This is a genomic window from Micromonospora sicca (assembly GCF_003172935.1).
GTDB lineage: Bacteria > Actinomycetota > Actinomycetes > Mycobacteriales > Micromonosporaceae > Micromonospora > Micromonospora sicca.
Map to the genome: position 1 here is coordinate 1 of NZ_QGKS01000327.1, position 19,019 is coordinate 19,019.

Below are 19,019 nucleotides of genomic sequence, written 5' to 3' on the forward strand. Positions count from 1 at the left end.
GGCCGGCGCCGCGCGGCCGGCGCCTCGTCGTCGTCGAACCGCGGGGAGCGCGGCGAGAGGGTCCGCACCACGCCGGCCCGACCACCCGCGGCGGTCTCCCGCCGGCCGGTGCGGCCGGCGGCCGCGCGGCCGCCGTCGAGCACCTGCAACGCGGGGCGGAACGGGTCGCCGGAGCGGCTGCTGCGCGGGGTACGCCGCTGCTCCGCGCCCCCGGTGGGTGCGGAGCGGGCGGCCCCGCCGCCCTCGCGGAGGGTGCGCCCCCGAGGGGTGTACGCGCGGGCGTCGGAGATTCCGCCGACGCCCGGCTCGCCGGAGCGCGGGTCGGCGCCCCGACCGCCCCGGGACGAGCCGCGCCGGGAGCCCGTAGGGTCCCGGCGCGGTTCCTCCGATCTCGGGGGCACCTGACTACCCCCCGTTGCCCTGCTGGCTGGTGATGGCCGGCGCGCCCTCCGCCGGGTGCGGCACGCCGATCATCTTCCCGTCCGGCAGCCGGATGTACGCGGGCTCGCCGGACTCGACCAGGCCGAGCTTGCGGGCGTTGGCGGTCAGGTTGCCCGGCGCCTTCTGCTCGGCGATCTCCTTCTCCAGCTGCTGCTGGTCGACGTCGAGCTTGGCCTGCTGCTGCTCCAGCTTCTCCAGCTTGAAGGCGTTCTCGTTGATCTTCGTGTTGACCAGCAGGATGCCGAGCACCCCGCCGACCACCAGCACCAGGATCAGCCCGACGAACGGGGCCCGCGGCACGGAGACCGGCGGCGGCGGGGCGACCCGCAGCCGCGGCGACGCCGTGGTGGCCTTCGTCCGCTCGGCCGGCCGCAGCGCGGCGCTGCCCTGGGTGGGGAACTCGCGCGCCCCCCGGGCGCGGGTCTCCTCCCGGCGGTCGAGCCGCTCGGCCTCCGCCGTCGCGGTCGCCCCTCGCGTGGTGCGCTGCGCCGCGGTCCGGCCCCCCGACCGCGGTGCGCGCTGCCCGATGCCGGTGTCCCGGCCGTCGCGCCTGTTGACGTTCATGTCCCCTCCCCCTCTTCGTCCGTCCCACTGCCGTCCCCGGGGGCCGACCGGGGATCCCTCGCGGACCCCGGTGACCCCGTCCCCGGTTGGTGCATCGCCTTGACCCGGCGGCGGTACCGTTCGCGGTCGGTACGCCCCTGCCGGGCCGCCTCCGGGTCGAGCCGTTCCGCGGCCCGCAGCCGCACCGAGGCGGCGCGCGGGTTCGCGGCCACCTCGGCCTCCCCGGCGAGCTCGGCGCCCCGGCTGAGCAGCCGGAACGTCGGACCCGACCCGGGCAGTTCGACCGGGAGGTCGATCGGGCCCTTGCTGCGGACCCGGTCGGCGAGCGCCTGCTTGGTGAGCCGGTCCTCCAGCGAGTGGTAGGACAGGACCACCATGCGGCCGCCCACGGTGAGCTTGTCGAGAGCGGCCGGCAGCGCCGTCTCCAGCGCTGCCAGCTCCCTGTTTACCTCGATCCGTAAAGCCTGAAACGTTCTCTTTGCCGGGTGTCCCCCGGTTCGTCGGGCTGGTGCCGGAATGCTCTCTCTGACCAGCTCGGCCAGCCGCGCCGACGAGGTGATCCGGGCGCGCTCCCGCTCCCGGATGATCGCCGAGGCGATCCGCCCGGCGAACTTCTCCTCGCCGTACACCCGCAGCACCCGGGCCAGCTCCGGGTGGCCGTAGGTGTTGACCACCTCCTCGGCGGTCACCCCCCGGGTCTGGTCCATCCGCATGTCCAGCGGCGCGTCCTGCGCGTACGCGAACCCGCGGTCGGGCGCGTCCAGTTGCAGGGACGAGACGCCGAGGTCGAACAGGATCCCGTCGATCGCCGGGTAGCCGAGCCGGTCGAGCACCTCGGGCAGCTCGTCGTAGACGGCGTGCTCGAGGTGGATCCGGTCGGCGAACCGGGCCAGCCGGACCCGCGCGTGGGCGAGGGCCTCGGTGTCCCGGTCCAGGCCGATCAGCACCGTGTTCGGGTGCGCCTGAAGGACCGCCTCGGCGTGCCCGGCCAGGCCGAGCGTCGCGTCGACGTAGACGGTGCGCGCGTTCCGACCCAGCGCGGGGGCCAGCAACTCGAGACACCGCTCGAGCAGCACCGGCACGTGCGTGCCACGTAGCTCCCCCATGTCGACCCCCACTGGTTGAAACCCACTTCCGTCCGTGTCGCGTCCTGCCGTCGCCACGACGCCTCGCCATACCGCCAGATCCCCATCCGCTCCCGCCCGCCGGAGGCCGCGGCCCCCCGATACGGATCGTGCGCCTGGCACCGGGGAAGGGGTGCCAGGAACTCGAAAGCGGCTGGAGATCTCGCAGTACGCCGGGCGTCGCCACGCCCTACAGACCGCCGGGCAGCACCCCCTCCTCGATGTCGGCGAAGTCGTCTTCGCTCTCCGCGAGGTAGGCCTCCCAGGCCGCCCTGTCCCAGATCTCCACCCGGGTGCTCGCGCCGATCACGACCAGATCGCGGTCGAGGGCGGCGTACGAGCGCAGATGCCCGGGAATGGTCACCCGGCCCTGCTTGTCCGGGACCTCGTCGTGCGCGCTGGCGAAGAAGACCCGGCTGTAGGCCCGGGCCGCCTTGTGCGTCATCGGCTGCGCGCGCAACTGCTCCGCGATCCGCTGGAACTCGGGCATCGGGAAGACGTAGAGGCAGCGCTCCTGCCCTTTGGTGATCACGACACCCCCCGCCAGCTCATCCCGGAACTTCGCCGGAAGGATCAACCGGCCTTTGTCGTCCAGGCGCGGAGTGTGGGTGCCGAGGAACATCGGCCCAACCCCCTCGCCCTGAGCGGCGTTCGCGGCGCCGCTGACCCCCCGGGCCGGTGCGGCCCTCCCGGCCTCACCATTGCGCCCCACTCTACTCCACTTCCCTCCACCCGCAACCAGAAACGCCCGCGTGGCGCGGCGTTTCCGAGCGCAAAAGCGCACGTCAAAGGGGGTGGGGCGGAGTGGAGGGCCGCGGCGGCCCGCCGGCCGCGTCCGCTACCCGACATTGATCGACTCCATCCGGCCGAGCGTCGACCGGCCGTCCCGCCGGGTCACCCCGGCCGAACGGATCGCGGTCCGCGGCGATCTGGTGGCGCCGCGGGTCCGGTAACCTCGCTCGGGTGACGGACGCGAAGATGCCCCTGCGGGCAAAGGTGGCCAGCTCGGTGTCGCGGACCGCCGCGGCGCTGTCGCGGGCGGCCGGCCGTGGCGACGGCTCGGTGATCGGTGGCTGGATCGGCCTCAAGATCGACCCCGACCTGCTCGTGCACCTGTCGGCGGGGCGGGCGATCGCCCTGGTGTCCGGCACCAACGGCAAGACCACCACCACCCGGCTCGCCACCGCCGCCGTCGGAGTGCTCGGCCGGGTCGCCACCAACTCCTTCGGCGCCAACATGCCCACCGGCCACACCTCGGCCCTGGCCAAGGCCGGCAGCACCCCGTACGCGGTGCTCGAGGTGGACGAGCACTACCTGGCCCAGGTGTTGGAGGCCACCGAGCCGCACGTGGTGGCGCTGCTCAACCTCTCCCGCGACCAGCTCGACCGGGCCAAGGAGGTCGCCATGATGGCGCAGCTCTGGCGCGCCGCGCTGGTCCAGCACCCCGACGTGCGGGTGGTCGCCAACGCCGACGACCCGATGGTCGTCTGGGCCGCCACCCCGCCCGCCGACCCCGCCCGCGGCCACATCCCGCCGCACGTCACCTGGTTCAGCGCCGGCCAGCGCTGGCACGACGACTCGTGGGTGTGCCCGGAGTGCGGCTCGACCATCGAGCGCTCGGGCGAGCAGTGGCGGTGCACCGGCTGCCCGCTGCGCCGCCCCGAGCCGCAGTGGACCGTCGAGGACGACGGCGTGCTCGACCCGACCGGCGCCTGGCACAAGGTGCAGCTCCAGCTCCCCGGCAAGGTCAACCTGGGCAACGCCGCGACCGCCCTCGCGGTGGCCGCCGAGTTCGGCGTACGCCCGGTGGACGCGGTGTCCCGGCTCGGCACGGTCAGCTCGGTCGCCGGCCGCTACGCCCAGGTGGATCGGGACGGGCGCAACATCCGGCTGCTGCTGGCCAAGAACCCGGCCAGCTGGCTGGAGGCGTTCGACATGGCCGACGAGGCGCCCACCCTGCTCTCCATCAACGCCCGCGACCCCGACGGGCTGGACACCTCCTGGCTCTTCGACGTCGACTTCGCCCCGCTGCGCGGTCGGCAGGTGCTGATCACCGGCGACCGGGCGTACGACCTGGCCGTCCGGCTGGACGTCAACGGCGTGCCGTTCCAGCACGTGCGGACGTTCGACGACGCGATCCGGGCGGTGCCACCGGGCCGCCTGGAGGTCATCGCCAACTACACCGCCTTCCAGGACATCCGAGCGGAGCTGGACCGTGTCAACTGAGAGCCTGCGCATCGTCTGGATCTACCCCGACCTGCTCTCCACCTACGGCGACCGGGGCAACATGCTGATCCTGGCCCGCCGGGCCCAGCTGCGCGGCATGCCGGTCGAGGTGCTGGAGGTCCGCTCCGACCAGCGGCTGCCCGCCACCGCCGACATCTACCTGATCGGCGGCGGCGAGGACGGCCCGCAGGCGCTCGGCGCCCAGCGGCTGCTCGCCGACGGCGGGCTGCACCGGGCGGTGGCCCAGGGTTCGGTGGTCTTCGGCGTCTGCGCCGGCTACCAGCTTCTCGGCAGCTCGTTCTTCGCCAAGGGCACCAAGTGTGCGGGACTGGAGCTGCTCGACCTCTCCTCCGACCGCGGCCCCGCCCGGGCCGTCGGCGAGCTGGCCGGCGAGGTCGACCCGCGGCTCGGCATTCCGGCACTGTCCGGCTTCGAGAACCACGGCGGACGCACCCACCTCGGGCCGGGCGTCTCGCCGCTGGCCCGGGTCACCACCGGGGTGGGCAACGACGGCGCCACCGAGGGCGCGTGGCGGGGCAAGCTGCTCGGCACGTATTCGCACGGGCCCGCCCTGGCCCGCAACCCGGCGCTGGCCGACCTGCTGCTGCGCTGGGCCACCGGCGTCCACCAGCTCCCCGCGCTGGACGACACCTGGGCCGAGCGGCTCCGCTCGGAACGCCGCGCCGCGGTGGCGGCCGCCGCCCGGGCGTGATCCCCACCGTCCGGCGGCTGCTCCGCCAGCCGTCGGCACGGCGGTTCGCCCTGCTGCTGCTCCTGCTCGCCGGCTTCGGCGTCCTGCTGCTCCTGATGCCCCGGCCGGACCCGGCCCAGCTCCCCCGGCTGGCCGACGCCCTCGACGGGTACGCCCCGGTCGCCGCGATCGCCGGCGGGGCGCTGCTGCTGGTGGCGCTCGTGCCGCGGACCTTCGTCACGCTCGCGGCCGGGGCGATCTTCGGCCCCCTGGAGGGCGCCGGGTACGCCCTCGGCGCCGCGCTGCTGGCCGCGGCGGTCGGCTTCACCGTCGGCCGCCTGCTCGGCCGGGAGTTCGTCGCGGAACGGGTCCGCGGCCGACTGGCCCGCCTCGACGGCTGGTTCGCCCGGCAGAACGTGCTCGGAGTGGTTACCGTCCGGCTGCTGCCGATCGCCGGCTTCGGCCTGGTCAGCTACGGGTACGGCACGACCAGCGCCCGGGTGCTGCCGTTCCTGGCCGGCAGCGTGATCGCCTCCGCCCCGACCGCCTTCGGTTACGCCGCCCTCGGCGCGGCGGTCAGCTCGCCGGGCCACGTCAACTGGTACGCCGCCGCGCCGGCCAGCCTCGGGCTGATCGCCAGCGTGGTGCTGATCCACCGCTGGTGGCGCGCCGAACGGCGGCGCCGGCCGAGCCCGGCCTGATGCGGCCGGTTCCCCGGCCGTAGCCCCGGCGGACCCGCCACGTGACGCCTGCGTTGTCGGGGCAGCCGGTCGCGCCGGTGCCGGCCGATCCCGGAGCGGGACTGCCCGCGAGCGACATACCTGAAAGTCATAAGTATGCCCCAGCGTCATATCGCTCGGGACCGCATCCGCCTCCCGCCGAACGGCACGAAAGCCGCCGGAACGCCGAGCACCCGTCTCGACCGCCCTGGCCCCGGCCACGCCGGAGGCACGCCCCGAGGTGGGCGCGCCTCCGGGTCGGCGAGCGTCAGGCGACGACCGAGACCATCCGCCCCTTCACCACGATGACCTTGCGCGGCTCCTTGCCGGCCAGCGGACCGGCGACCGCCGCCAGCGCCGCCGCGCGCACCTCGTCCTCGGGCGCGTCGGCGGGGACCTCGATCCGGCCGCGGACCTTGCCGTTGATCTGCACCGGGTAGGTCACCGTCTCGGCGACCAGCATCGCCGGGTCGGCGGTCGGGAAGTCCGCGTACGCCAGCGAGCCGTCGTGGCCCAGCCGCCGCCACAGCTCCTCGGCGATGTGCGGAGCGAACGGCGCCAGCATCAGCACCAGCGGCTCGGCCACCTCCCGCGGCGTGGCGGACAGCCGGGTCAGCGCGTTGGTCAGCTCGATCAGCTTGGCGATCGCGGTGTTGAACCGGATCCCCTCCATGTCGCCGCGGACCCCGTCGATCACCTGGTGCAGCAGCCGGCGGGTGGCCTCGTCGGCCGGCACGTCGGTGACCCGCGGGTCCCCGGTCTGCTCGTCGACGATCGCCCGCCAGACCCGCTGCAGGAACCGGTACGAGCCGACGACCGCGCGGGTGTCCCAGGGTCGGGACACCTCCAGCGGGCCCATCGACATCTCGTACACCCGGAAGGTGTCCGCGCCGTACGCCGCGCACATCTCGTCCGGGGTGACCACGTTCTTCAGCGACTTGCCCATCTTGCCGTACTCGCGGCGCACCTCGGTCTCGCCGTGGAAGAAGCGGCCGTCGACCTCGACGACCTCCTCCGCCGGCACCACGGCCTCGCGGGCGTCCCGGAACGCGTACGCCTGGATCATGCCCTGGTTGAACAGCTTGCGGAACGGCTCGAACGACGAGACGTGCCCCAGGTCGTACAGCACCTTGTGCCAGAACCGGGCGTACAGCAGGTGCAGCACGGCGTGCTCGGCGCCGCCGACGTACAGGTCGGTGCCCCCGCAGTCGCCCGCCCCGCGCGGTCCCATCCAGTACGCCTCGTTCGCCGGGTCGACGAACCGCGCGGTGTTCGTCGGGTCCAGGTAGCGCAGCTCGTACCAGCAGGAGCCGGCCCACTGCGGCATCACGTTGGTCTCCCGGGTGTAGCGCTTCGGCCCGTCACCCAGGTCCAGCTCCACGTCCACCCAGTCGCGCCGCCGGGACAGCGGGGTCTCCGGGTTGCTGTCGGCGTCCTCCGGGTCGAACGTCTTCGGCGAGAAGTCGTCCACCTCGGGCAGCTCGACCGGCAGCATCGACTCGGGCAGCGCGATGGCGGCCCCGGTCTCGTCGTACACGATCGGGAACGGCTCGCCCCAGTAGCGCTGCCGGGAGAACAGCCAGTCGCGCAGCCGGTAGGTCACCGCGCCGGCGCCGTACCCGTTCGCCTCCAGCCAGGCGATGATCGTCGCCTTGGCGTCGGCGACTCCCAGGCCGTTCAGGTCCAGGCCGCGGTCCGGCGCGGCGCTGTTGATCGCCGGGCCGTCCCCGGTGTACGCCTTGCCGTCGAAGCCGTCGGCCGGCTGCACGGTCCGCACGATCGGCAGGTCGAAGACCTCCGCGAAGGCCCAGTCCCGCTCGTCCTGCCCGGGCACCGCCATGATCGCGCCGGTGCCGTAGCCGGCCAGCACGTAGTCCGCGATGAAGATCGGGATCTGCCCGCCGGTGACCGGGTTGGTCGCGTACGCGCCGACGAAGACGCCGGTCTTCTCCTTGGTGTCGGCCTGCCGCTCCACGTCCGTCTTGGCCGCGGCGGCCTTCCGGTACGCCTCGACGGCCGCCCGCGGGCTGGCGTGCCCGCCGGTCCAGGCGTCCTTCGTCCCCGCCGGCCAGGCCGCCGGCACCAGCACGTCGACCAGCTCGTGCTCGGGGGCCAGCACCATGTAGGTGGCGCCGAAGACGGTGTCCGGCCGGGTCGTGAACACCCGGATCGGCTCCAGGGTGGTGGGGAAGTCGATGTGCGCGCCGGTGGACCGGCCGATCCAGTTGCGCTGCTGCAGCTTGATCGGCTCCGGCCAGTCCAGGGTGTCCAGGTCGTCCAGCAGCCGGTCACCGTACGCGGTGATCCGCATCATCCACTGCTTCAGGTTGCGCTTGAAGACCGGGAAGTTGCCCCGCTCGGAGCGACCGTCGGCGGTGACCTCCTCGTTGGCCAGTACGGTGCCCAGCCCCGGGCACCAGTTCACCGGCGCCTCCGAGACGTACGCCAGCCGGTGGTCGTCGACGATCGCCCGCCGCTCGGCCACGGTCAGCTCCGCCCAGGGGCGGCCGTCCGGGGTGGGCCGGTTGCCTCCCTCGAACTCGGCGATCAGCTCGGCGATCGGGCGGGCCTTACCGGCCTCCGCGTCGTACCAGGAGTTGAAGATCTGCAGGAAGATCCACTGGGTCCAGCGGTAGAAGTCGGTGTCGATGGTCGCCACCGTGCGCCGCTCGTCGTGGGCCAGTCCCAGCCGGCGCAGCTGCTCCTTGTACCGCTCGATGTTCGCCACCGTGGTGGTGCGCGGGTGGGTGCCGGTCTGCACCGCGTACTGCTCGGCGGGCAGGCCGAACGCGTCGAAGCCCATCGCGTGCAGCACGTTCCGCCCGGCCATCCGCTGGTAGCGGGCGAAGCAGTCGGTGCCGATGTAGCCCAGCGGGTGGCCGACGTGCAGGCCGGCGCCGGAGGGGTACGGGAACATGTCCAGCACGTACAGCTTCTCCGCGCCCGCCCGCGGGTGGTCGGGGTCGGCCAGCGGCCCGGCCGGGTTCGGCGCGTGGAAGGTGCCCTCCCGCGCCCAGCTGTCCTGCCAGCGGTGCTCGATCTCGCCGGCCAGGGCGGCGGTGTACCGGAACGGGGGAATGTCGGTCGCCGGTGCGGCTGCCTCGCTCATGGCGTCTCCTCGGCGCTTCATGTCGGATATGGGGAGGTCTGCTCAGGGCACAAAAAAGCCCCTCACGCAGGAGGGGCCGCCGTGCTGTCGCGCGTTCAGCGCATCAGCACGGCCCGGTAAGAAGCAGGAAGACTCCGGCCATGACCGGCAGTGTACCCCGCGCGGGGACGGCCCCGCCGCCCGCCGGCACGCGTGGGGCACGTCCGGCCCGCCGCCGCGTTCTCCCCCGGTCCCGTCGCCCGCCGCCGCGCGGTGCCCGGCGGGACTCCGGTCATCGAGCCGCAAACGGGCACGCGTCCCCCGTCCGGCGAATATTCCGGGCGTAACCGACCGACCGGCTGCGGGGGTCGGCGATCACGACAAACATGGTTAGCCTGAGAGGCCAGTGAGATTTCTGCGGCAAACGAGGCTCGCACGACGCGAACCCAACGGCGGGTCCAGGTGCTCTATACAGAGCTGCCGTCCGGCGACGAGGAGGAGGCCCGTGACACAACAGACCTGGGACGAGGTGGGCGGTCTGCTGCCGCACGACGAGTTCCGCGCCGCCAGCGAGGCCATCGTGGCCAACATCGAGCAGGTCATCGAGGGCAAGACGGCCACCGTCCGGCTCGCCCTGGCCGTGCTGCTCGCCGAGGGCCACCTGCTCATCGAGGACGTCCCCGGCGTCGGCAAGACCAAGCTGGCCAAGGCCCTCGCCCGCTCGATCGACTGCTCGGTGCGCCGGATCCAGTTCACCCCCGACCTGCTGCCCAGCGACGTCACCGGGGTGAGCGTCTACAACCAGGAGACGCACGACTTCGAGTTCCGCCCCGGCGCGGTCTTCGCCAACCTGGTGGTCGGCGACGAGATCAACCGGGCCTCGCCGAAGACCCAGTCCGCCCTGCTGGAGTGCATGGAGGAGCGGCAGGTCACGGTCGACGGGGTGACCTACCAGTTGCAGACCCCGTTCATGGTGATCGCCACGCAGAACCCGATCGAGATGGAGGGGACGTACCCGCTGCCGGAGGCGCAGCGCGACCGGTTCACCGCCCGGATCGCGATGGGCTACCCGGACGTCGGCGCCGAGCTGGCCATGCTGGACGGTCACGGGGCCACCGACCCGCTGAACGAGCTGCGCCCGGTCTCCGACGCGGCCATCGTGCGCCGGCTCATCGCGACCGTCCGGCAGGTGCACGTCGCCGACGCCGTCAAGCAGTACGCGATCGACCTGGTGACCGCCACCCGCGAGGCCCCGGACCTGCGCCTCGGCGCCTCCCCCCGGGCCACCCTCCAGCTGCTGCGCACCGCCCGCGCGGTGGCCGCGCTGGAGGGGCGCGACTACGTCCTGCCCGACGACCTCCAGGCGCTCGCCGTGCCGGTGCTGGCGCACCGGATCATCCCGACCGCCGACGCGCAGCTGGCCCGCCGCACCACCGACGCGATCGTCGCCGAGCTGGTGCACCGGCTGCCGTTGCCGCACGACCGCAAGCGCTCCCCGTACGACACCCGGCCGGCCAGCGGCAACGGCCACGGGCCGTTCGAGCCTCGGAGGCCGTGAGGTGCGCGACGGCCTGCGCGGACTGACCACCCGGGGCCGCTCGTTCCTGGCGGCCGCGCTGGCCGCCGCGGTCTCCGCCGGCATCCTCGGCGAGAAGGACCTGCTGCGGGTGGCCATCCTGCTCGCCGTCCTGCCGCTGCTCGCGGCGGCGTACGTCGGGCGCAGCCGGTACAAGCTGGCCTGCAACCGGTCGCTGGAGCCGCACCGGGTGCCGGTCGGGGCCAGCTCCCGGGTGGTGCTGCGGTTGCAGAACCTGTCCCGGCTGCCCACCGGCACCCTGCTGCTGGAGGACCGGCTGCCGTACGCCCTGGGCAGCCGGCCCCGGGTGGTGCTGGAGCGGCTCGGCGCGCACCAGGCCAGCTCGGTGGCGTACACGGTCCGCGCCGACGTGCGGGGCCGGTACGAGGTGGGCCCGCTGGTGGTCCGGCTCACCGACCCGTTCGGGTTGTGCGAGCTCACCCGCGCCTTCCCCAGCACCGATCACCTCACCGTCATCCCGCAGGTCACCCCGCTGCCCACGGTCCGCCTGCCCGGCGAGTACGCCGGCAGCGGCGACAGCCGGGCCCGCTCGGTGGCGGTGCACGGCGAGGACGACGCGGCCACCCGGGAGTACCGGGTGGGCGACGACCTGCGCCGGGTGCACTGGAAGTCCACCGCCCGCACCGGTGAGCTGATGGTGCGGCGCGAGGAGCAGCCCTGGGAGAGCCGGGCCACGGTGGTGCTGGACACCCGCGCCTTCGGCCACCGGGGCGACGGGCCGACGGCCAGCTTCGAGTGGGCGGTCTCCGCCGCGGCCAGCATCGCGGTGCACCTGCGCCAGGCCGGGTACAAGCTGCGCCTGGTCACCGGCTCCGGCGCCGACGTGGACGCCACCGAGGGGGCCGGCGACGGGCTGCTCCTCGACCACCTCGCCGAGGTCCGGCTGGACAAGCGGGTCGAGATCACCACGTTGGTCCAGCAGGTCCGGCAGCGGGCCGACGGCGGCCTGATCATCGGCCTGTTCGGTGCGCTGAGCACGGCCGAGGCGGAACTCCTCGGCGGGCTGCGGGGCAGCGGCGCCACCTGCGTCGGTTTCGTCCTGGACAGCTCCACCTGGCTCAACCTGCCGGCGAAGGCCCGGGCCGAGGCGGAGCACGCGCACGGCGCCGCGGCGCTCGCCCTGCTGCAGAGCGGGTGGCGGGTGATCGGCGTGGACCACGGCAGCCGGCTGCCGGTGCTGTGGCCGCAGGCGGCCCGCGGCTCGCAGGGCTTCGCGCTGCGGGCGGCGCTGGCCGAGACGGTGGCCGGAGGCGTGCGATGACCGGAAGGACGACCTCGTGACCGCGACCCGGAACCTCGGCTTCGTCGCCGCCGCGGCGACCCTGCTGGCCGCGGCGCCGCTGTCGGCCATCTTCCAGCGCTGGACGTGGCTGGTCCAGGCGGCCATCGTGGTGGCGGTGGTGGCCGGGGCGGCCGCGCTGAGCCGGCTGGTCCGGGCCCCGCTGTGGGGCCAGGTGCTGGCCATGCTCGCCGGCCTGCTGCTCGCCCTCACCTGGATCTTCCCGGGCGGCACCGAGCTGCTCGCGTTCCTGCCCACCCCGGGCACCTTCGCCCACTTCGGCGAGCTGTTCGGCGCGTCGGTGCAGGACATGCGCTCGTACGGCGTGAAGGTGCCCGACGTCGACTCGCTGCTGTTCCTCACGGTGCTCGGCATCGGCGGGGTCGCGGTCGTGGTCGACGTGCTGGCGGTGGGGCTGCGCCGGCCGGCGCTGGCCGGCCTGCCGATGCTGGCGATCTACTCGGTGCCGGTGGCGGTCTACGTGGACAGCGTCCCCGCCACCCCGTTCGTGGTGGGCGCCTGCGGATACCTGTGGCTGCTGGTCACCGACAACGTCGACCGGGTACGCCGCTTCGGCCGCCGGTTCACCGGCGAGGGCCGGGACGTCGACGTGTGGGAGGCGTCGCCGCTGGCCGCCGCCGGCCGCCGGCTGGCCGTGGTCGGCGTCGCGCTGGCCGTGGCGCTGCCGCTGGCCGTGCCGGGGATGACCGGCGGCCTGATGGACGCGGTCGGCTCCGGGACGGGCAACGGCACCGGCCGGCCGGGGCAGGGCGGCAGCCCGGGCCGGATCGACCTGTTCGCCGCGCTGAGCGGCCAGCTCAACCAGTCCGAGGTGGCCGACCTGGTCAAGGTCACCACCACCGAGCCGGCGCCGTTCTACCTGCGCTTCGGGGTGGCCGACGAGCTGCGCCCGGACGGCTTCCGGGTGCGGGTCCCGACCGGCCGGCCGGCCAACCGGACCCTGCCCGACCCGACGGAGCGGGCCGGCCGGGGCGTCAAGCAGGAGCGCTACCGGGCGACCGTCGAGGTGACCAAGAACCTCAACATGCCCCTGCTGCCGGTGTACGCGGAGCCGGTGAAGGCCGAGGACCTCAGCGGCAGCTGGCTCTACGACCCGAACCTCCAGATCCTCTTCTCCAACCGGGAGAACTCGCGGGGCAAGCGCTACTCGTTCGACTACGTCCGCTCGACGTACAGCCCGGCGGCGCTGCGCGCGGCGCCGTCGCTCTCCGCCGACGACCCGGTGCTGCGCCAGCAGACCGTGGCCCCGGTGGTACGCGAGGTCGACAAGCTGGTCGACCAGCTCGTCGAGGGCAAGCAGAACGACTACGACAAGGTGCGGGCCATCTACGGCTACTTCTCGGTCGAGAACGGCTTCACCTACTCGCTGTCCACCAAGGGCGGCACGAGCGGCGACGACATCACCAACTTCCTCGCCACCAAGGTCGGCTTCTGCCAGCAGTACGCCGCCGCGATGGCGTGGCTGGTCCGCCGGGCCGGCATCCCGGCCCGGGTGGCGTTCGGCTTCACCAACGGCAGCAACTCGGGCGGCGACACGTACGTGCTGACCAACCGGAACCTGCACGCCTGGACGGAGGTCTTCTTCGGCGGGATCGGCTGGGTGCCGTTCGACGCCACCCCGGCGGCGAGCGTCCAGGGCTCGATCCGGTCGGCCTGGGCCCCGGACACCGACTCCCCGGAGGAAGCCGCCCCGGTGCCGGGCGGCACGGCCGCCCCGGGCGCGGTCGACCCGTCGGCCGGGCCGGACGGGCCGGACCGGGCCGACAAGGAGACCGACGCGGGCCTGTCCCTGGACGGCGGCGGCCCGACCCGGCAGGCCCCGGCCTGGCCGTGGTGGACGGCGGGCGCGCTCGTCCTGCTGGCGCTGCTCGCCGTGCCGGCGCTGCTGCGCAGGGCGTTGCGCCGGCGGCGGCGCGCCCGGGCGCACGGGCCGACGGCCACCGTGCTGGACGCCGGCCCCGGCAGCCCGAGCGGGGCGCGCGAGGTGATGGTCGGGGTGGATGCCGACCGGGTCCGCGCGGACGCCCACGCCGCCTGGGACGAGCTGCTGGACACGCTGGTGGACTTCCGGGTTCCGGTGGACCGGACGGAGACCCCCCGGGCGACCGCCGACCGGCTGGTCCGGGACAGGCTCACCGAGGACGCGTTGGCGGCGACCGCGGCCCGGCTGCTCGGCCGCGCCGAGGAGCGGGCCCGGTACGCCCGCGATCCGCTCACCGGGGAGGCGCTGCACCCGGCGCTGCGCACCGTACGCGGGGCGCTCGCCGCGCGGGCGGACCGACGGACCCGCCTGCTGGCGGCCGTGCTGCCGCCGTCGGTGCTGCTGCGCTGGCGGCGCGCCATCGCGGACACCTCCGCCCGCCTCGTCGCGACGGGCGGCCAGGTGCGGCACCGCCTGCTGCGGTGGAGTCCACGTCGCCTGCTGGCCGGCCGCCTGGCCCGCTGACCGGGTCCCGTCCGCCGGCGCTCCCCCGCCGGCGGACGGGACACCGCCGGTGGCGTACCGCGGAGTCGGGAGTGGACAGGCGCCCGCGCGAAGAAGGAAGGCCACACCGTCTGGGTGCGGCCGGGACGCGGGAAGGGGAAACAAGCGGACGGGCGCTCACGTCGGCCCGCGGGGGTCCGAGGGTCAGCCGGCCACTGGACGCTCAGCTGGTGGATCAGGGCGCGACGATGCGACCACGCTCGCCGGAGAAGCCGACGACACGCCGTCGCGTCACCCCCTCAGGGGTGGGACGTGGTCAGCGGTGCCCCTCCGGGCGCTGCCGCCAGCGGTCCTCCATCCGGTCGAGGAACGAGCCCCGCCGGCCGGTACGACCACCACGGGGACGACGACGACTGGTCGTGCCGCCCACCACGTGCAGGTCGGGCGACTGAGCCCGGCGGTGCGACTGCACTGCGTAGCCCAACGCGGCCAACATCACGACGAAGCCCGCCACTGACACCAGCGCGGTGGTGATCACGACGCCGTAGACCAACAGGGCCAGGCCAGCAATGACCACGCCGGCAGCGACGAGCACGCGACGCCGCGCGTGGAAACGCGGGTCGCTGGCGCGCACGGCCGAGGCGAATTTGGGGTCCTCGGCAAGCGACCGCTCGATCTGCTCGAACAGCCGCTGCTCGTGCTCCGAGAGCGGCACGGCACTCCTCCCCGGTCACGTTGGTCGGCCCGCTCGGGCCGACAGACCGTGGCAGCCAACCGGCTGCTTACCCGCAAGTCTACGAGGGGGCTCGCGCGTCGGAAAGCGGGACGACCTACGGCCGGGTCGGATTTTCGTCTCGACCCGGATGACGCTTGCCGAGAAGACTGGCCGGACCTATGACGGATCGCCCGAATCGGGCAGCCGCGGCGTCGGCCGCCGCCTCCGCCTCCCGCCAGCCGCGCTCGGGCGCCCCCAGGGTGAGCTGGCGCGGCGTCTCCCCGGCGGCGGCCAGCCCCTCCACCCGTACGCCGACCAAGCGGATCGGCTCACCGGGGCCGAGGGCGGTCCAGAGCGCCCAGGCCGTGTCGAACATCTCCCGGGCGGTGTCGGTCGGCACGCCCAGGGTGCGGGACCGGTTGACCGTGCGGAAGTCGGCCAGCCGGACCTTGAGCGACACCGTGCGCCCCACCTGACCGGCGCCGCGCAGCCGGGCGCCCACCTTCTCGGCCAGGGCGAGCAGCGCCCGGCGGATCTCCGTCGGGTCGACGACGTCGGCGTCGAAGGTCACCTCCGCGCCGATCGACTTCTCCACGTGCTCGGGGCTGACCCGGCGCTGGTCCCGCCCCCAGGCCAGCTCGTGCAGGTGAGTCGCGGCGGCCTCGCCGACCGCCCGGCGGAGCAGGCCCAGGGGTGCCTCGGCGAGGTCGCCGACGGTGGCCAGGCCGAGGCGGCGCAGCGCCTCGGCCGAACGCTCCCCCACCCCCCACAGCGCCGACACCGGCAGCGGGTGCAGGAAGTCGAGCACTTGGGCCGCCGGCACCACGAGCAGGCCGTCCGGCTTGGCCCGGGTCGAGCCGAGCTTGGCCACGAACTTGCTCGACGCCACCCCCACCGAGCAGCTCAGCCGCTGCTCCTCGGCGACCCGGCGGCGGATCAACCGGGCGATCTCCGCCGGGGAGCCGAAGAGCCGGCGGGCGCCGGCCACGTCGAGGAAGGCCTCGTCCAGCGAGAGCGGCTCGACCAGCGGGGTGACGTCCCGGAAGATCCGCATCACCGCCCGGGAGGCCGCCGTGTACTGCGTGAAGTCGGGCGGCAGGTAGACGGCGTGCGGGCAGAGCGCCCGGGCCCGCGCGGTGGGCATGGCGCTGCGGACGCCGTACCGGCGGGCCTCGTAGCTGGCGGAGCTGACCACGCCGCGCGGCCCGATCCCGCCGACCACGACGGGCCGGCCGCGCAGCTCGGGGCGGCGGCGCACCTCGACCGAGGCGAAGAACGCGTCCATGTCGACGTGCAGCATCGAGCAGCCGGTGTCGTCGGCGTCCGGCCCGAAGCGCGGATCGCCGCCCCGGGGCAACGACTGGCTGCGGCCCATCCCCGCAGGCTAGCCGCCCGGTCCGACAACGCAGCGGCCCGACCACCCGACCACCGGCCGGGCCCGACCACCGGGCGGTCAGCCCCGGACGACCAGCAGCGGGATGGTCATCTCGGCCGCGGTGTCCGCGCCGTGGTACGCCACCAGGCGCGACTCCATCGGCTTCTCCGACCGGGTGGCGACCACCGCGTACGTGTCGCGGCAGACCACCACCACGTCGCCGATCCGGCGCAGGTGCTCCTCCGGCACCGGCCCGAACCAGCCGGTGGCCACCGCCTCGTCGCGGGTCGTCACCCGGGCGGCGTCACCCAGCACCGCCGACCAGGCGGCCAGCACGTCGGCGACCGCGCCCGGCTCGACGTGCAGGTAGCGGACCCGGGGCTCGCCGGCGATCACCCGCACCCCGGCCCGCAGCCGGGCGTCGGTGTCGAAGTCGACCCGCCGGCCCGGCGGCACGTTGAGCTGGCCGTGGTCGGCGGTGACGAGCAGCGCGGCGTCCCGCGGCAGCCCGTCGACCAGCCGGACCAGCAGCCGGTCCACGTCGGCGGCGGCGAGCCGCCAGGGCGCCGAGTCGACCCCGGTGAGGTGGCCGTGCCGGTCCAGGTCGGGGTGGTAGCCGGAGACCAGGGTCGGGCCGGCGCCGGCCGCGAGGGCGGTGAGCATCTGCCGGGCGAGTGCGTCGACGTCGGAGGCGCCCCGGTAGTCGCCGCCCCGGTTGGCGGCGAGGGTGAGGCCGCTGCCGCCGTACTCGGGGCGGCTGACCACGGTGACCGCGACGCCGGCGGCGCGGGCCCGCTCGTACTGGGTGGGCACGGGCTGCCAAATCAACGGGTCCGGGTCGCCGGCCCACTCGATGTGGCTGAGCACCCGGTCGGTGTCGGGGACCCGGACCTTGAAGCCGAGCACGCCGTGGGCGCCGGAGGCGGCGCCGGTGCCCAGGCTGACCAGGTTGGTCGGGGTGGTGGAGGGAAAGCCGGCGGTGAGCGGGGCGCCGACGGTGGCAGCGAGGCCGGCCAGGGTCGGCGCGTACCGGGTGGCGGTCGGGATCTGGTACCAGCCGAGCCCGTCCACCAGCAGCACGGCGATCCGGCGTACCCCGGCCAGCCGGGGACCCAGGCCGAGCAGGTCGACCGCGCCGGGGACGCCGAGCACCGCCAGGGCGCTGGGCAGCACGTCGGCGAGGCTGCCGCCGCCGTAGCGCGGCGCGACCGGGTCGAGCGGACCTGGTCGCCCAGCCACGGCCGGCGACGGGCCGGTCATGCCGGGCGGCGGGCGAAGAGGTGCAGCTGGGCGGCGAGGTCCCGGTACGGCGACCGGGCCGCCAGGGCCCGCTCCAGCTCCACCAGGGCGGCCGGCTGGCCGTCCGCCACCGCGGCGGGGAGCAGGTCGGCGAGGACGCGTACCCCGTGGATCTCCTCGACCGTGAGTCCGCCGGCGGTCAGCAGCGCGGCGGCGCCGTCCACGTCGTAGCGGCGGCGCAGGGTGTCCCGTGGCCCCGCGGTGCCGTCCGGGTCGGCGGCGAGCGCGGCGGCCACGTCGAGGTGACCGTTCATCGCCCGGCCGAGCACGGCGGCGGCCCTGCCGGCCACCAGCACGCTGGCCGCGCCACCATGGCGCAGCGCGCCGACCAGCGCCGACACCACCGACGCCGGCTCGTCGACCACCTCGAGGACGGAGTGGCAGAGCACCAGGTCGACGCTGGCCGGCTCGACCAGCCCGGCGAGCGCGTCGCCGTCGCCCTGCAGCGCGCGTACCCGGTCGGCGACCCCGGCCTCGGCGGCCCGGCGGGTCAGCGCGGCGAGCGCGTCGGGGCTGGCGTCGACCACGGTCACCCAGTGGCCGGCCTCGGCGAGCGGGACGGCGAAGCCGCCGGTCCCGCCGCCGACGTCGAGCACGGTGAGCCGCTCGCCGGCCCGGCGCTCCAGCTCGGCCCGGAGCACCGACCAGATGACGGCGGTACGCGGGGTCAGCGTTCGAGTCTGCTCCACCCGGTCGAGCCTAGTCACCCGCGCCACCGGACTCCCGGAGGCGGTGGCGGCACGCTCCGGGTCAGGACTCGCCGCCGTCGGCGGGGTCCTCCTCCGCGCGGGAGCGGTGGGCGTTGGCCACCGGCCCGTCGGTCACCTGGTACTCGCGGGCCTCGACGTCGGAGGCCGGCGACCAGCCGGCGGCCAGCCGGGTGCGCCGGGCGTTCGCCACTCCACCGATGTGTGTGCTGTTCAGGGTCATCGTTCTTCCCCCATGGCCGGGCGGGCCACTCTGCCCGCGCGTGCCGAAGTCTCCCGCCTCCCGGACCCGGACACCGTAATGTGGATCACTCCGCTCAGCGGAAATCCCGGGATGCCGGAGCCACCGGAGGCTCGATCGCGTCCAGCCGGTCCGCGGTGAGGCTGGTAACCCCCTCGTGCCGCTGCAACCGGCCCCGCACCACCAGCGCCGCGCTGGTGCGGGCGATTCGACGGTAGCGCTGCCAGAGGCCGGGGGAGCAAGTGACATTGAGCATTCCGGTCTCGTCCTCCAAATTGAGGAAGGTGACCCCGCCCGCGGTCGCCGGGCGCTGCCGGTGGGTGACGATCCCACCGACCCGGATCCGCTGGCCGGGCTCGACCCGGCCGAGCCGGGCGATCGGCACCGCGCCGAGCGCGTCCAGCCGGTCGCGGATGAACCGGGCCGGGTGGCTCTCCGGCGACAGGCCGGTGGCCCAGACGTCGGCGACGAGGCGGTCCACCGCCTCCATCCCGGGCAGGGTGGGCG

Annotated in this window: 16 protein-coding genes and 1 pseudogene; 6 read left to right on the forward strand and 11 right to left on the reverse strand. The window is 74.7% G+C overall.

Annotation, left to right across the window (positions count from 1 at the left end; genetic code table 11):
• From DKT69_RS27020 to mraZ, 4 genes and pseudogenes are all read right to left on the reverse strand, one after another.
• Positions 1 to 401: pseudogene (locus DKT69_RS27020) on the reverse strand (penicillin-binding protein 2); the annotation flags it as partial.
• Between the two features lie 4 nt (positions 402 to 405).
• Positions 406 to 1,005 carry a cell division protein FtsL gene (ftsL, locus tag DKT69_RS27025; RefSeq protein ID WP_109804318.1) on the reverse strand — a complete coding sequence of 200 codons (600 nt, stop codon included), beginning with the start codon at positions 1,003 to 1,005 and terminating at the stop codon, positions 406 to 408.
• Complete coding sequence (gene rsmH, locus DKT69_RS27030) at positions 1,002 to 2,111, reverse strand: 16S rRNA (cytosine(1402)-N(4))-methyltransferase RsmH (RefSeq protein ID WP_109804329.1); 1,110 nt, start codon at positions 2,109 to 2,111, stop codon at positions 1,002 to 1,004. Before rsmH ends, ftsL begins: the two co-directional genes overlap by 4 nt.
• 208 nt (positions 2,112 to 2,319) lie before the next feature.
• On the reverse strand, positions 2,320 to 2,751 hold the full coding sequence (gene mraZ, locus DKT69_RS27035) for a division/cell wall cluster transcriptional repressor MraZ (protein ID WP_089013373.1): 432 nt from the start codon (positions 2,749 to 2,751) through the stop codon (positions 2,320 to 2,322).
• 356 nt (positions 2,752 to 3,107) lie between these two features.
• On the opposite strand from mraZ, the gene DKT69_RS27040 reads away from it, so the two are divergent.
• The 3 genes from DKT69_RS27040 to DKT69_RS27050 are packed head-to-tail and all read left to right on the forward strand — an operon-like array spanning position 3,108 to position 5,747.
• Entirely contained in the window at positions 3,108 to 4,355 is a 1,248-nt protein-coding gene (locus tag DKT69_RS27040; protein ID WP_109804330.1) for a MurT ligase domain-containing protein, read from the forward strand.
• Positions 4,345 to 5,067 (forward strand): type 1 glutamine amidotransferase, encoded by a 723-nt coding sequence (locus tag DKT69_RS27045; RefSeq protein ID WP_109804319.1) that lies wholly within the window; start codon positions 4,345 to 4,347, stop codon positions 5,065 to 5,067. The genes DKT69_RS27040 and DKT69_RS27045 overlap by 11 nt, the downstream gene beginning before the upstream one ends.
• Entirely contained in the window at positions 4,965 to 5,747 is a 783-nt protein-coding gene (locus tag DKT69_RS27050) for a TVP38/TMEM64 family protein (protein WP_375373528.1), read from the forward strand. Before DKT69_RS27045 ends, DKT69_RS27050 begins: the two co-directional genes overlap by 103 nt.
• A gap of 286 nt (positions 5,748 to 6,033) precedes the next feature.
• Here the strand turns inward: DKT69_RS27050 and leuS are convergent, their stop codons facing one another.
• On the reverse strand, positions 6,034 to 8,874 hold the full coding sequence (gene leuS / locus DKT69_RS27055; RefSeq protein ID WP_109804320.1) for a leucine--tRNA ligase: 2,841 nt from the start codon (positions 8,872 to 8,874) through the stop codon (positions 6,034 to 6,036).
• Between the two features lie 484 nt (positions 8,875 to 9,358).
• On the opposite strand from leuS, the gene DKT69_RS27060 reads away from it, so the two are divergent.
• Genes DKT69_RS27060 through DKT69_RS27070 form a run of 3 tightly spaced genes read left to right on the forward strand, consistent with a single transcriptional unit; the run spans position 9,359 to position 14,196 of the window.
• The gene (locus tag DKT69_RS27060) at positions 9,359 to 10,411 is read left to right on the forward strand and encodes an AAA family ATPase (protein ID WP_109804321.1); all 1,053 of its coding nucleotides are present in this window, start codon (positions 9,359 to 9,361) and stop codon (positions 10,409 to 10,411) included.
• A gap of 1 nt (position 10,412) precedes the next feature.
• On the forward strand, positions 10,413 to 11,711 hold the full coding sequence (locus DKT69_RS27065; protein WP_109804322.1) for a DUF58 domain-containing protein: 1,299 nt from the start codon (positions 10,413 to 10,415) through the stop codon (positions 11,709 to 11,711).
• 16 nt (positions 11,712 to 11,727) lie between these two features.
• Positions 11,728 to 14,196 carry a transglutaminase TgpA family protein gene (locus tag DKT69_RS27070; RefSeq protein WP_109804323.1) on the forward strand — a complete coding sequence of 823 codons (2,469 nt, stop codon included), beginning with the start codon at positions 11,728 to 11,730 and terminating at the stop codon, positions 14,194 to 14,196.
• A gap of 295 nt (positions 14,197 to 14,491) precedes the next feature.
• On the opposite strand, the gene DKT69_RS27075 is transcribed toward DKT69_RS27070, so the two are convergent.
• From DKT69_RS27075 to DKT69_RS27100, 6 genes are all read right to left on the reverse strand, one after another.
• A complete protein-coding gene (locus tag DKT69_RS27075) occupies positions 14,492 to 14,890 on the reverse strand; it encodes an SCO2097 family morphological protein (RefSeq protein ID WP_109804324.1) in 399 nt (132 codons plus the stop codon).
• Between the two features lie 115 nt (positions 14,891 to 15,005).
• Entirely contained in the window at positions 15,006 to 16,265 is a 1,260-nt protein-coding gene (locus DKT69_RS27080) for a DNA polymerase IV (protein ID WP_109804325.1), read from the reverse strand.
• Between the two features lie 78 nt (positions 16,266 to 16,343).
• Entirely contained in the window at positions 16,344 to 17,525 is a 1,182-nt protein-coding gene (locus tag DKT69_RS27085) for an alkaline phosphatase family protein (RefSeq protein ID WP_109804326.1), read from the reverse strand.
• Complete coding sequence (locus DKT69_RS27090) at positions 17,522 to 18,271, reverse strand: methyltransferase domain-containing protein (RefSeq protein ID WP_201749881.1); 750 nt, start codon at positions 18,269 to 18,271, stop codon at positions 17,522 to 17,524. Before DKT69_RS27090 ends, DKT69_RS27085 begins: the two co-directional genes overlap by 4 nt.
• Before the next feature lie 43 nt (positions 18,272 to 18,314).
• A complete protein-coding gene (locus DKT69_RS27095; protein WP_109804328.1) occupies positions 18,315 to 18,494 on the reverse strand; it encodes a hypothetical protein in 180 nt (59 codons plus the stop codon).
• Between the two features lie 94 nt (positions 18,495 to 18,588).
• On the reverse strand, positions 18,589 to 19,019 hold a 431-nt coding region (locus DKT69_RS27100; protein ID WP_236648374.1), incomplete at its 5' end, for an OB-fold nucleic acid binding domain-containing protein.